This is a genomic window from Photobacterium sp. TY1-4, from assembly GCF_025398175.1.
Lineage (GTDB): Bacteria > Pseudomonadota > Gammaproteobacteria > Enterobacterales > Vibrionaceae > Photobacterium.
Window position 1 is genome coordinate 3,066,307 of record NZ_CP099734.1, and the last position, 14,230, is coordinate 3,080,536.

The 14,230-nt window shown below is 54.5% G+C and carries 10 protein-coding genes and 1 tRNA gene; 7 read left to right on the plus strand and 4 right to left on the minus strand.

Features of this window, described 5'->3' with window-relative positions:
• Positions 1–133: 133 nt before the first annotated feature.
• From NH461_RS14150 to NH461_RS14180, 7 genes are all read left to right on the plus strand, one after another.
• Complete coding sequence (locus NH461_RS14150) at positions 134–955, plus strand: hypothetical protein (RefSeq protein WP_261600963.1); 822 nt, start codon at positions 134–136, stop codon at positions 953–955.
• Positions 956–982: 27 nt separating this feature from the next.
• Positions 983–4,837, plus strand: a complete 3,855-nt coding sequence (locus NH461_RS14155) for a zinc-dependent metalloprotease (RefSeq protein WP_261600964.1) — start codon at positions 983–985, stop codon at positions 4,835–4,837.
• 198 nt (positions 4,838–5,035) lie between these two features.
• The gene (locus NH461_RS14160; RefSeq protein ID WP_261600965.1) at positions 5,036–6,055 is read left to right on the plus strand and encodes an ABC transporter permease subunit; all 1,020 of its coding nucleotides are present in this window, start codon (positions 5,036–5,038) and stop codon (positions 6,053–6,055) included.
• Positions 6,056–7,102, plus strand: coding sequence for an ABC transporter permease (locus NH461_RS14165; RefSeq protein WP_261600966.1), 1,047 nt, complete (start codon positions 6,056–6,058; stop codon positions 7,100–7,102).
• Positions 7,103–7,237: 135 nt separating this feature from the next.
• Entirely contained in the window at positions 7,238–9,046 is a 1,809-nt protein-coding gene (locus NH461_RS14170; RefSeq protein ID WP_261600967.1) for an extracellular solute-binding protein, read from the plus strand.
• A gap of 14 nt (positions 9,047–9,060) precedes the next feature.
• Positions 9,061–10,059 carry an ABC transporter ATP-binding protein gene (locus tag NH461_RS14175; RefSeq protein ID WP_261600968.1) on the plus strand — a complete coding sequence of 333 codons (999 nt, stop codon included), beginning with the start codon at positions 9,061–9,063 and terminating at the stop codon, positions 10,057–10,059.
• The gene (locus NH461_RS14180) at positions 10,052–11,038 is read left to right on the plus strand and encodes an ABC transporter ATP-binding protein (protein WP_261600969.1); all 987 of its coding nucleotides are present in this window, start codon (positions 10,052–10,054) and stop codon (positions 11,036–11,038) included. The genes NH461_RS14175 and NH461_RS14180 overlap by 8 nt, the downstream gene beginning before the upstream one ends.
• 29 nt (positions 11,039–11,067) lie before the next feature.
• Here the strand turns inward: NH461_RS14180 and NH461_RS14185 are convergent, their stop codons facing one another.
• The 4 genes from NH461_RS14185 to chbG form a co-directional block, all read right to left on the minus strand.
• Positions 11,068–11,868, minus strand: a complete 801-nt coding sequence (locus tag NH461_RS14185) for a helix-turn-helix domain-containing protein (protein WP_261600970.1) — start codon at positions 11,866–11,868, stop codon at positions 11,068–11,070.
• A gap of 224 nt (positions 11,869–12,092) precedes the next feature.
• Positions 12,093–12,177, minus strand: a tRNA-Leu gene (locus NH461_RS14190).
• A gap of 85 nt (positions 12,178–12,262) precedes the next feature.
• Positions 12,263–13,258, minus strand: coding sequence for a LacI family DNA-binding transcriptional regulator (locus NH461_RS14195; RefSeq protein WP_261600971.1), 996 nt, complete (start codon positions 13,256–13,258; stop codon positions 12,263–12,265).
• Between the two features lie 213 nt (positions 13,259–13,471).
• The gene (chbG, locus tag NH461_RS14200) at positions 13,472–14,221 is read right to left on the minus strand and encodes a chitin disaccharide deacetylase (RefSeq protein WP_261600972.1); all 750 of its coding nucleotides are present in this window, start codon (positions 14,219–14,221) and stop codon (positions 13,472–13,474) included.
• Between the last annotated feature and the right edge of the window lie 9 nt (positions 14,222–14,230).

A 14,230-nucleotide genomic window follows, 5' to 3' on the forward strand; every position in this document is an offset into this window, starting at 1 on the left:
TTTCTCAATAGCGATTTCTTGCTTTAAGCATGTCGATTAGTATTCCTGCTCTAATCATAACTAAAACAATACGATTCTCATGCGGCCATATGGAGTGCCGCAATGCATACACTCACAGGGAATAGAGCAAGTCATGAAGTACAACTTGGCAATCTATGCCATGGTGCCTGCTTTGCTATCGACAGGAATTTATGCGCAAGAGCCAGTTCAACCGTTGCCGCCCACGACAAAACAGTGGGGTGCAACCTTTGGAATGGACTACAGCAGAAATGCCTATGACAGTAACAGTTATCTGGCAGACCGTAATCTCACGGCATCCGCGACCATCACTTATAACCTGAGTCAATCCACCAAATTCTCTGCTCTCATCTCCGGCCGACACAGCTATGACGGTGAACGGGGAGATTATTGGGATGATATCTGGCTGACCGCGACCCGGAGCAACCTCTGGTCACCGACAGACACCTTGTCGATGTCTGTCGGCGGACGTGTACTGCTCCCGATCTCAGACACCGCTTCGAAAACCGATCTGCAAACCGCGCTTCGCGGCGATATTCAATTTTCCCTGACCCTGGATCATCTGCTGCCGGGGTTGGCGTTTCACGACTCCGTTCGGTTGCAGAAAAACTTCCATCGATACACCACCGCTGGCGATCTCCCGCTCGAGGAATACCGGCTCAGTAACCTGTTTGCGCTCGAGTATACCGTCGATAAATGGTTCTTCAGCACCAATTTTGTCAGTGCTGAATCCTGGAGCTATCGCGGCACCCGCCACTCGCCCGAGCTGACCCATGCAGCCGAGGTCGGGTATCAAATCACTGACGCCTTTAGTGCCGCGCTCGGTATGACCAACAGTGCGACCTACTACGACCCGGATCGAGGGCCGAACCCGCTCAACGATTTGTTTGATCTGGAAAAGCCGACTTACTACATCACGCTGAATTACACCCTGTAATCAAAGAATAAAAAAGGTAAACACAACATGTATAAGAAATTAGCGATTGCAGCCATGGTGAGCATTGCGCTCTATGGCTGTGGTGCCGAAGAGCGGGGTTATGACACATTGCCTCGGGCTTCAGAGCAAATCACCAAAAATTCACTGGATACCGAATCACTATGGCTGTATATGCCATCCACCGGTGCGACCCCGCGCTATGCCGCAACCCAGCGTGGTTTCTTCCAGGGCACCCCGAAACTGGTCAAGCTCCGTTTTGACAAACAAAACGGGATTGTCGCCGAAGAAGTCGACCGCGATACCATCAAGTCCGGCGAGGAAAGCCGCTACGCTGACGTGATCAACCAGGCTCCGGTCTTGAAAATTCCCGGCACCTTCCAGCAATACCGCTGTGCCGAAGATAGCTACGATGAGTGCACCAACAAGGAAGAGCTCAACGAAGATGCTGATCTGAACTGGGAAGATGCGACCCATTTCACCCCGGATTATGCCGGCATTGAATCTTTGGCCGTCGATACCCTGAATGCCTGGTTTACCGCTGATAACGTCGATGAAACCGCCGATCCCCGTGTGATCCACTGGGAATATGATGCGGCCAACGGCACGATTAATGTCGAGGTGGAGCGCACCTTTACCGCCAGTGTGGATGACTTCTACCAGTTTGGCGATCAGTTCGAAGATTTGTCTTTCAAAACCCGTTTTTTCTACTCTTTGGTGAAATTAGACAAACTGGCCAGCAAAGATTACCAGACCATCCACTCCCCGGACCGGGACTCCATGCGCTTTGGTTTCTTCAAAGATACCAAAAATGAACGCTCCCTGACTGGCGAGAGCGACCGCCAGGGCCACAAGTTCAACCTGCTGAACCGATTCAATCCCAACAAAGCATCAATCGACTACTACCTGAGTGACAGCTACTTCGAGAAAGAGAATAAGTTCTATCTGGATGTCACGCTGGAAACGATCGCGGAAATCAACACCACCCTGGCCGGGACCGGCGTACCGCCGATCAAAATTGTCAATCCGACCGACAAAGCAGGGGTTCATACCGGCGACTTGCGCTACAACGTACTGAACTTAATCACCGACCCGGTCGATAACGGTCTGCTGGGCTATGGCCCGTCGGCAACAAACCCACTCACCGGGGAAATCGTTCATGCCCATGTCAACCAGTATGCCGGGGTGATCCGCTCCACATCGCGTCGGATGTGGAACGAGCTGGCCAAATATTATAACCGCGGTGAAATCGAACGGCCGGATACCTTTGTGCCAAGCACTACCCCAGACCAGAACACATCCGTGGCCGCGTCTGCATCCACAGCCGGCTTCATGGGGGTGGGTGGCGTCGAAAACCGCCTGACGACCCAACTGCATACAGAGTCTCTGGCATCAACGGAGCCAAAGGCTCAATATGAACCTCAATTCATCAATGGCACGCCGTACTGGCTATCCCCCGATGAGCAAGAGCCACAAAGCTTCAGCAAATCGCTGGCCAATCATCAGCATCAGCTCCATAAAATGGCTGAGCAGAACATGTATGCCGCTGAGTTTATGTGGGTGAGCACCCAATCAAAAGGGCTGATCAAAGGCATTGACTATCTGGCCGGCAACTATTTCGACAATTCGGGGCTCGACCAGAGTGCGCCGGACTATGCCGATCATGCCAACAAAACGCTGAAACGCTGGGATCAACTCAATGCGGACCAGCAACAGAAAGTCAGTGACGCCATCACTGAGCACATGTTCAAATCAACATTGGTGCATGAGCTGGGCCACAACTTGGGCCTTCGCCACAACTTCATGGGCTCCGTTGATAAAAACAACTTCTACCACCAGGACGAAATTGCCAAATTCGGCTATGACAAAGTGCCGGCCTATAGCTCCATCATGGACTACGGTGCCTCAATTTTCGATGAGCTGCCCATTTACGGTAAATACGATATTGCCGCCCTGAGATTTGGCTATAGCCGGAAAGTTGAGGTCAATCAGCCGGGGAATCCGGGCGAACCGGCAACCACCAAGCTGGTCAGCCTGAATAAGATAGATGAAGCGCTGCGACAAGATCAGCAGGCCTACCCGTTAGGCGCACTGAATCAAGTACAGGCTGAACTATCCTTCGGCGAGCAAGTGAAACCCTATAACTTCTGTACCGATGAGAATGTGACAACCACAACGACCTGTAACCGCTTTGACGAAGGTACCAACATTCTGGAAGTCACTCGGTTCCGGATCCAGAAATACTGGGATAACTACGAGCTAATCAACCGCCGGGATGGCCGTGATAACTTCTACGATTACAAGTTACAGGAATACACTATCGGCCGTTGGAGCCAGTTCAATGAAATCCGAGAAGTGGTCGAAGATCTCGGTGAAATTGACTATCAATTGGCGCAGTTACGCGGTGCCGAAGACAGTTACGGTCAAAATGTTGCCAACTACTACACCGACAACTGTACCCGCGCCTCAACCCGCAACAATTTGCCACAGGGCGCCCAGATGGTGTGTGACACCTTTGACGCAGCATTGGAAGCGGCGGACTTTTTCGTCAAAGTGATGAGCACCCCGGATCACATCTGCGAGCTGAAGGTGACGCCTTCGGGCAGTCAGCCGATTTACCGCTTTGTGCCCCTGTCCGATCTCTGGAGCAGCTACGGGCCGGGGATCCAGCATAAGACCGACCTGCCGCGATCGTGTTTTGATCCGGATTTAGTCGCCGCTATGACAAACGGGTACGATAAAATCACCGTGCTTTCCGAAACCCGGGATGGCCGCTCGCACGCCAATATGCGCGCCAACAACCCGTACCAGACCTCAGCCACGGCCGTCGATCTGCTCGGGATCTGGCCGGACAAACTTCTGGCAGCCCAAATGCTGGTCAAACGTGGTGATCAACGGTTCAGTAGAGATAAGTCGAATATGGCCCTGTTGGATGTCTCCGATCCGCGCAGCGGCACCCAGGGCACCCCTCAGAAAGTCCAGGCTTACCTCGGCTACCTTGGCTTTGACTACGACCAATACCCGGCGCCGATTTTTGTTGACCAGGATGGTAACCGCAAGGCTACCGTCACGCCGTTCCGGCCGGATATCAAACGGGCGATTGATGTACCGCCATATCTGTCGGGACTGAAACGTTACTTCCAGATGTCACGAACAACGGTCACCCCGATGTATTCGGCTCTACTGCATAACTTTGTTGCTTTTGGCACAGTCCAAGAATATGGCCTGTCCGACAGCTCACAATACCTAATCGACGCGATAACGCTTAATCGACCAGGTTCGGATATTGATATGGAAAATGGTTTTGAATTCAGTCTCAAAGCCAAAAATTATGCTGTAACACGCCGCAACCGACTGGGTTTCCGTATGGCTGAAAAAGCCCTGTTGATCAATGGTAAACCAGAAGAACTGGCCAAGCTGGAGAACGCACACTCCACCACCAAACAAAACTTGAAAACATACGGGATCAGAAGCCTGAACGATTTCACCCTGTTTATGTTGCGTGATACTGAAGCAGTCAACCTGCTGCAGACAACGCCGTATTTTGAATCCCTGTTCAGGGGATCCATTTTCTCCCCGGCTAAGTTTACCTATGACAAGACCAACGACTGTTATTCACCGACAACCAATGACAGTCGCTGCCACACCAAAGATAACCTACTGGCCGCCTGGAATGCCATCCGCAGCTACAAGGATGAGGATCCGGAGTACCTGGACGCTTTGCTGAGCAGCGCGGATAGTTATGCAACTGGAGTTGCAGAGGCTATCCAGACCCGGCCGGAAGAAGCCAAGGTCTACGATGTCGACCCGGAAATCATCTGGCTATGGAGCACCCGCGAATACATCCAGTATCGCCATGCGCTAGAGCAGTTGCCGGTTCTTTAGACTTACTACGAAGTCATCCAACCCAGCCGGATATCTCAGATATCCGGCTTTTTGACTCATCTGCGGTACGCAACACAGAGCGCCTGATTTCACCTGCAAGGTGGAACCAGCGCACGTTCCCAGATGAAACCGGCCCAGCCAGGGTACTCAACACCCGGTTGCCGGAAAGCCTGACGATAGGATGTAAAGGAGTCTGCTTTGCTTGCATATTTTAGCCGACGATTACTACTGATCATTCCCACCTTTATCGGCGTGACCCTGCTGGTCTTCGCCCTGACCCGGTTTGTCCCCGGCGGTCCGGTGGAACGAATGATTGCCCAGATGCAATCCCAATCCATGGAAAGCGGCGGCGGAAACCAACAGGGATCACAAACGCTGTCTGAGGAACAGATTGCCGAACTGAACGCCTTCTACGGGTTGGACAAACCGATGTTTGAAGCCTATACCGAATGGCTGGGTAAGCTGATCACCCTGGATCTGGGAGAATCCACCCGCTATTACGAGCCGGTGTGGGGTATGATCAAAGAACGCCTGCCCGTCTCCCTGTTCTACGGACTGCTGACATTTCTGATCAGCTACCTGGTGTCGATTCCGCTCGGGATCCTCAAAGCCATGAAACACGGCTCCCGGTTCGACCATGTCAGCTCGGTGATGGTGTTTATCGGCTACGCCCTACCCAACTATGTGGTCGGGGTCTTTCTGCTCTCTTTCTTCGCTTTTCACCTCGACTGGTTCCCGATGGGCGATTTTGTCAGTGATGATTTCGACGACCTGCTGTGGCCGGACAAAATTGCCGACCTGTTCGCGCATGCAGCCCTGCCCCTGCTGTGCTATATCATCGGCGATTTCGCCATTCTCACCATGACGATGAAAAACAACCTGCTGGAAAACCTGGCGGCAGATTATGTCAAAACCGCCATTGCCAAGGGGCTGCCCTTCCGGCAAGCCGTGCGCAAACACGCCCTGCGCAACAGCCTGATCCCGATTGCCAGCCATTTGGGGAACGTGGTTTCGGTCTTCGTTGCCGGCTCGTTTCTGATTGAGGTGGTATTCAATATCGACGGCATCGGCCTGCTGGGGTACGAGTCAATTATCGAGCGGGACTACCCGGTGGTGATGGGGATCCTGGCGATATCATCCCTGCTGTTGATGCTGGGCAATATCCTCTCGGATCTGTGCGTTGCCCTGGTCGATCCACGGGTTCAATTCGGGAGTTAAATGATGGCGTTCAATCCACTGACCCTAAAAAAAATCAACCGCTTCCGCTCGATCAAACGAAGCTACTATTCCTTTGTGCTCCTGACGGCCCTGATCCTGCTCTCCTGTGTCGCTGAGCTACTGGTCAACAGCCGGGCGCTGGTTGTCGCCTATGAAGGCGAACTGTTCTTTCCGACCTACACCGAAGTGAACACTGGAGAAACATTCGGCCTGAACTACGGCTACGAGGCCAATTATCGCGAGCTGAAGCAACACTTTGCCGCACAAGGCAAAGGCAACTGGGTTCTGATGCCGGTGGTTCCCTGGAATCCTTACGAGCAGGACTTTGACGGGACAAGCTATCCGCCGAATCCGCCGTCGCTGGACCGGCAGCATTATCTTGGTACCGATGAGTCCGGGCGCGATGTTCTGGCCCGGCTGTTCTACGGTTTCCGCATTGCCATCTGGTTCGCCATGCTGACCCTGATCCTGTGTTACACCATCGGCGTGTTGGTGGGATCGCTGATGGGATACCTCGGCGGTAAATTCGACCTGGTGATGCAGCGCGTGATCGAGGTGTGGTCCATGGTGCCGTTTCTCTACGTCATCATGATCATGGTCTCCATTATCCAGCCCAGCTTTTTCCTGTTTGTCCTGATCAATGTGATGTTCGGCTGGATCAGTATCACCTGGTACATGCGAACCATGACCTATAAAGAAAAAGCCCGGGAATACGTCCTGGCTGCCCGGGCGCAGGGCGCCAGCCTGTGGCGGGTGATCGTCCGGCATATCCTGCCCAATACCATGGTGATGGTGATCACCCTGGCGCCGTTCGGCATCGTTGCCAATATCACCACGCTAACGGCACTGGACTATCTCGGGCTGGGCCTGATGCCGCCGACCCCGAGCTGGGGCGATCTGTTGCAACAGGGGAAATCAAATCTGGATGCGTACTGGATCATCGGCTCGGTAGTGTTCGCCATTGTGTCGATCCTGACCATGGTGACCTTCATCGGCGAAGGGATCCGCGAAGCGTTCGATCCGAAGAAATATACCCGGTATGTCTGATACCAACACCACATCCGATGGATGGCGACACAGACATTAACCGAGACAAGCATTGATAAACACACCCCTTTATCAACACAACGACCGTGCAACAGTCGCAAGGCGCGACCGTTGACAGGTATGGATGGAATGACCATGAAACAATTTTTGATGGCCCTACTGCTCACAGCACTGACGGTGCTGTACCAGAGCGGGGGGCTGGCCGCAGAGCTCCCGTCGGGGCTCAAGTGGATATCCAATTCGGATCAGCCACTGTTTGCCGACAGCCGGGCCAAACCGGGCGGCACTTATCGGCTCCATATTTCAAGCTTTCCGCTGACCCTGCGCACCATCGGCCCCGATGCCAACGGCAGCTTTCGCCCCTTCCTGCTTGACGGCAACCCGGCGCTGCTGCAGCAACAGCCCAATACCCGGGCGTTTCTGCCGGCAATTGCCAAACAATGGGCCTTTGGTGACGATCACCAAACCCTTTATTTCCGGCTCGATGAACAGGCCCGCTGGAGCGACGGAAAGCCCATCACCAGCCGGGATTTTGCCTTTGTGTTCGACTACATGAGAAGCGAACATGCCAAGGCACCATGGTACAAGGAGTATTTCACCAATAAGGTGGCGGGGATCACCGTCTATGATCCATACACCTTTGCCCTCCACTCTGCCGATCCACTGGCGGACGACGAGTTGCTCATGCGGTTGAACCTGATGCCCAAACCGGCGCACTTCTATCCGGGCGGGCAACTGCCGAAAGACTTCGTCCGCCGTTACAACTGGAAAGCCGAGCCTGTGACCGGGCCATATTACGTGAGCAAAATCCGCAAAGGCCGGGCGATCCATCTGAAAAAAGTCGACAACTGGTGGGGCTATACCAACCGGTATTACCAGCACCGCTACAACGTCGACAAAATTATTCTCAAGGTGATCCGCGATACCGACATTGCGCTGAAATACTTTGAGCGCGGTAAACTGGATGCTTACAACATGATCTTTCCGTCGCTGTGGCATAACAAAGCCAAAGGACCACTCTATGATCAGGGCTACATCCACAAATCATGGTTTTATAACAAATCGCCGCAAGGCGCGGCCGGCGTATGGCTGAACCTGCAGGCGCCGTTGATGGCCAATGACGCCATCCGTCACGGCATCGCTCATGCGCTGAATGTCCCGAAAATGATTGCGGTTGCGCTGCGCGGGGATTATGTCCACCAGCAAAGCTTCGGCTCCGGTTATGGTGACTACGATAACCCGGAGATCCAGGCGAAACCCTTTGATCCGGCCCAGGCTGCCGAGTATTTCCGGCAAGCCGGGTTCAAGCACCTGGACAGCGACGGCATCCGCATCAACGATCAAGGAGAGCGCCTGAGCATCACCCTGACCTACCGCACCAAAATGCATACGGCACGGGTGGTGGTGCTGAAAGAGGAAGCCAAAAAAGCCGGACTGGAGATTGAACTCAAACTGGTGGACGGTGCCACCGGGTTCAAATCACTGTTGGAGAAAAAACATCAGGCGGCATTTCTGGGGATGGGAACGGACGCCCTGCCGGTTTACTGGCAGTTCTTCCACTCCGCCAATGCCAAGCCGCAGACCAACAACTTTACCAACTACGCCGACCCGGACATGGACCGCCTGATAGAAGCATTCGACACTGAGTTCGATGTCCGCAAAAAAGCCGGGCTCTCGCGCCAAATCCTGCAAAAAATAGCCGATTGCGACTGCGTCATCCCGACCTATGCCGTGCCGTTTACCCGCGGTGCCCACTGGCGTTATGTCAAATTGCCGCAAGGTCTGGGGACCGAGTTGTCCCAGGATATCCTGGATGCCAACCGGATCGAACTCGGTCTGTTCTGGATCGATCTGGATGAGAAAAGGGCCACCAAGCAAGCGTTGGAGGATGGGCGCACCTTTGAGCCCGTGACGACGACCGACCGACGATTTATCCAGGGATGAAGGGAGCCAACATCATGTGTGATACAGAAAACAATATTCTGACCATCAAGGATTTAGAAACCACCTTCACCACAGACGAAGGGGATATCAAAGTGCTGGACGGCGTCTCATTCACGGTCGCCCAAGGCAAAACCATCGGGGTGGTCGGCGAATCCGGCTGCGGCAAAAGTGTCACCGCAGCATCGATCATGGGGCTGCTGCCCCGTCCATACGGCCAAGTGACCGGTGGCTCTATCATGTATCAGGGTACTGACTTGGTCAGCATGGCCCCGGCCGATCTCTATCAGACCCGCGGTGCCAAGATCTCGATGATTTTCCAGGATCCGATGACCGCCCTGAACCCGGTCCACACCATCGGTCGCCAGCTCTGTGAAGTGTATGAACTGCACCGGCCGGAGTTATCCAAAACCGAGCGCAAGCAAGCAGCCCTGTCGATGCTTGAGCAAGTCGGCATCCCGGCCGCTGCGCAACGCTTCCATGTCTACCCGCATGAGCTTTCCGGCGGGATGCGCCAGCGGGTCATGATTGCCATGGCCCTTGCCTGCAAACCGGATATTCTGATTGCCGATGAGCCGACCACCGCGCTTGATGTGACGGTTCAGGCCCAGATCCTGGAGCTGATGCGCACCATTCAGGCCGAAAACAACATGGCCATCATCTTCATCACCCACGATTTGGGCGTAGTCGCCGAAATGTGTGATGACGTCGTCGTGATGTATGCGGGCCGGGTGGTCGAACGCGCCGATGTGTTCACGCTGTTCGAATCCCCGCAGCACCCCTATACCCAGGGACTGCTGCGCGCGATCCCCCGTCTTGAAGGTCAACCGAAAACCAAACTGGAAACCATCCCCGGCTCAGTCCCTTCACTGCAGGAAATGCCTTCCGGCTGCCGGTTCCGCAATCGTTGCCATGACCAGAGCGAGCGTTGCGGCGAAACCGTCCCGCAGCCGCACACCGTCTCCCCGGGGCACGATGTGAGCTGCCTGATGATCAATGAGGTAAATCATGGCTGAAACAATTCTGAAGTTAGTCGATCTGAAACAGCACTATCCGGTCCGCGGCTCACTGTTTGGTCCAGCCAAATCCGTCTATGCCGTCGATGGGGTGTCTTTCGAAGTCAACGCCGGGGAAACCCTGGGACTGGTCGGCGAATCCGGCTGCGGTAAAAGTTCGGTCGGGCGGACCCTGCTGAAACTGCACGAACCCACGGCCGGGCAAATCATCTACAACGGGCGGGATATCACCGGCCTGAGCGCCTCGGACATGGTTTCCCTGCGCAAAGAGATGCAAATTATCTTTCAGGATCCGATGGAGAGCCTCAACAGCCGCCACACCATCGGAACCATCCTCGCCGAGCCGTTCGAGATCCACGGCATCGGCTTGCCGGATGAGCGGGAAATCTGGGTTCAAGAGTTGCTGCAAAAAGTCGGGCTACCGGCTTCTGCGGCCAGCCGATATCCGCATGAATTTTCCGGCGGACAGCGCCAGCGGATCGGCATCGCCCGGTCTATCGCCCTGAATCCGAAGCTGATTGTCTGTGACGAGGCCGTATCGGCGCTCGATGTATCGGTCCAGTCGCAAATCATCAATCTCCTGCTGGATCTGCAAAAGCAAATGAACCTGGCCTTGATCTTCATTGCCCACGACCTGTCGGTGGTGCGACATATCTCAGACCGGATTGCTGTGATGTATCTGGGGCGTATCGTCGAAATTAGCGATACCGAAACGCTGTTCCGTCATCCGCAACACCCTTATACCCAAGCACTCATCGCCGCGATCCCGATCCCGGACCCGCGCCAACGGGGCAAACGCGTCATGTTGCAAGGGGATGTGCCATCACCGATGAACCCACCGCCCGGCTGCCATTTTGCTTCCCGGTGTACGCACGCCACCACACACTGTACCCAAAGCTACCCGGCACTCACGGAATCGGCCACGGCTGAAAACGGCACCCGGCATTTCGTGGCCTGCCACCTGGCCAAGCCCGCCTGAACCACGGAGAAGCCACCACGCCGGGGCCATCACGTCCCCGGCGCTTCACACCTGTCAATCGCAGCTTTCACGTCCTGAAGAAACGAATGGGGCAAGGAGCCGATCCCTTCGGAGAACACCAGCGGCTGGTGCTGGGTGACAAACAGCAGCACATTACGCAGCAGATCTGCCTCCGTCTCACTGTTTTGCATATTTTCACTGTGGTATTTGAGGATCTCTTTGGCCAGCAGTTGGTTGAGCTCGCCAAGCTGCGCCTCGGTTAAATACATCCGGGAAAACCCGACCCGGACACAGTCCGGATTATCCAGGGCCTGCTCCTTGAGGATCGTCTTGTACTTTTGGCTCAACTTGGAGTTTTCGGAAAACCGGTAATAAAACGGTCCTACCAGCTGGATCTTGTTGTCTTCAGCCAACTTCACCAGGCCCAGCATTTCCAGAGCACGCAGGTAGCCGTAAGTCGAGGATTTGTTCAGACCATACTTCTTACGCATGTACGTATAGCTGTCCTGTTGCCGCAGGTGTCGCAGTTCGCGATAAAAATCATAGAGCTGGGGAAACTGGTAGAAGATTTCATCCTGGGTTTGGCTGAAAAAGCTGTCGTTATCATGCTGCAGCTTGATCGCCAGTTTCTGCAATTCATCCAGGGTCGTTCCCACTTCCTGGCAATAGTCGAGCAACTTCTCCAGAGTAATGTTCGGGCTGTACAGGTGACGCTTGAAGGTCGACAGGGGCACCCCGAGCCGTTCGGCCAGCTCTTTGTAGGTGAGTCCCTTGGCCTTGATGATATTTCTCAGTGCCGCCAGTAGATACTCTGAATTTGCTGCGCGCATAAGGCCCCGACTCCTTTATCATTATTCTGTGCGAGTGGCTTGTATTCGGTAAGCGATGTGACACGTTTTGGCAGGCGTCGACGCAATTACCCTTCCAATAACCTACTTAATTACAATTGACAGAGTCAATAACACTGAAGATAAAAGCAGAAAAAGACGAAGCGGGAACCCGGAGCCAGAAACGACAAAGCCCCAGCTTTCGCTGAGGCTTTGTCGTTTGAAAATGGTGCCCGAGGACGGACTTGAACCGTCACTCCCGAAGGAAACGGATTTTGAATCCGTCGTGTATACCAATTTCACCACTCGGGCAATGCGTCGTATTATACGCAGCTCGATTTGAGATACAAACGCTTCTCCTCCGCAACCGAGCTGATTGATTAGAAATCGTCCGTTTTCAGCGTGGATGGACACTGTCTCGCAGCCGGAGCTCCGGTTGAAAATGGCAACAGGTCTCACTCGACTGCCCCTGGATTTGGCTGATCAACAACTCAACCGCCGATTGCGCCATCTCACGGATTGGAAAATGCACCTCCGAAACCGGCGGATACAAGCTGGCACACAAGCCGACACTGTCAAAACTGATCAAAGACAGTTGCTGGGGAATCGCCATATTATGCTGATGGAAAAACAGCAACGCCCCGAGCGTCATTTCTTCGCTGCAGGAAAAAACCGCGGTTATTTCCGGGCAGGCGCGATAAATCGCCTGCGCAGCCCGATAGCCACTCTCGCGGCTGTAATTCCCCTCTTCAGCCCAGCTCGGCTCCTGGGTGATGCCGGCTTCCAGTAAGGCTTCCACGTATCCTTGATAACGCTGAAAACTACTGGCCCGGCTCAAAGACCCGGAGATACAGGCAATTTTACGGTGACCCTGCTCGATAAGGTAGCGCACCGCCTGCTTGGCAGCCAGCCGGTGGTCAAAGGTAATACAGCGCGACTCCAATCCGGTCACCTGCCGATCCAGCAACACAAACGGAATGGGCTCCCGCGCCAGTTCGCGCAGTTCTTCATCCGACAGATAGCGACTGTTCAGGACATACCCGTCACAGCGTAAATGATGGAACCGCCGGATCGCCTCCCGCTCCCCCTCGGCAGACAGGTGCCCCTGCGCGGTGATCAGGAACTTACCGTGTTTATCCAACTCAGCCTGAACCTGCTCCATCATTTCCCCGAAAAACCCACCGGTGTAATAGGTCACCAGGAGCCCGGCCATATTGGAAGAAGCGGTCGCCAAAGATCGGGCGATGGCACTGGGACGGTAGTTCAGCTCAGCCATGGCCGATTCAACTTTGCGTTTCGTATCTGCGCGAAACTTACCTTCACCATTGATGATCCGTGAAACGGTGGAGCGGTGCACTCCAGCCAGCGATGCAACATCTTGAATACTTGCCATATAAAGGGCCACCTTGGTCTGCCAATGCCGGAATATTCTCTCAGGGCATGAAAACACTGATCCCCCGACAAAATATCGGTATCGTCATCAATGAGCAACGAAAAAATAGCAGGCTGCCAGATGCTCGCCTAGTGACAGGGGGATAGGCGCTGGCAGCCGCTATTCGACTCAATTTACGGGCGCCCGGATCAGCCCGAGGCGACGGCGCTCCGTTTAAAACTGCGGTCTACGGGCAAAGATTGAAAAGTCACTGATCCGGATACCCAGGGTATCCAGAGCCGCCTTCAGAGCCGGATCGGTGAGAATTGCCAGCTCCTGCGCCCGCTCGACCTGATAGGAGCTGATCTCGAGCAATGGCTGATCCACATAGGCCGGGTGCGTCATGATTTCCAGCACATCGCATTGCCCCTGATACGGTTTGATCAGCGCCAGCAAGCGCTCAACACTCAGATCACGGCCATAAAAATGATACTCAAACTGATAGCGACATTCGCTGCTCGTGCCATCGAGATAACCCGTCGCCCGAAGTGGCACGGGGTAATCCTGCAGCACTTCCGCCACGACTGGAAAAATCTCCGGATGCGAATGGGCATGGTGGTGACTGTCCACGTGGCTGAGTTTCAAGCCGCTGGCCTGAAATGCGTCGAGCTGGGCAATGACTTCATCCGCAATGTCACGGCTGGAAAACCCGCGTCGATGCCAGAACTGATCAGGACGATAAAATTGACCATCCTCCCCCACCAGCGATGCTGCTGCGGTTAACGGACGCCCTAAGGTAAAGCGCAAATGCAGTCCCACATTCAGCGCCGACGTTTGCCGCGCCAGGGCCACCGCCTGAGGCTCCGCCGGCATCCCGACCATCATCGTCGTCGAACGCACCACCCCTTGGCGGCAAGCCTCAACGATTCCCAGATTGACGCCGGGTGTCAGACCATAATCATCTGCATTAAAAATGACGTGCATAACCTTTCC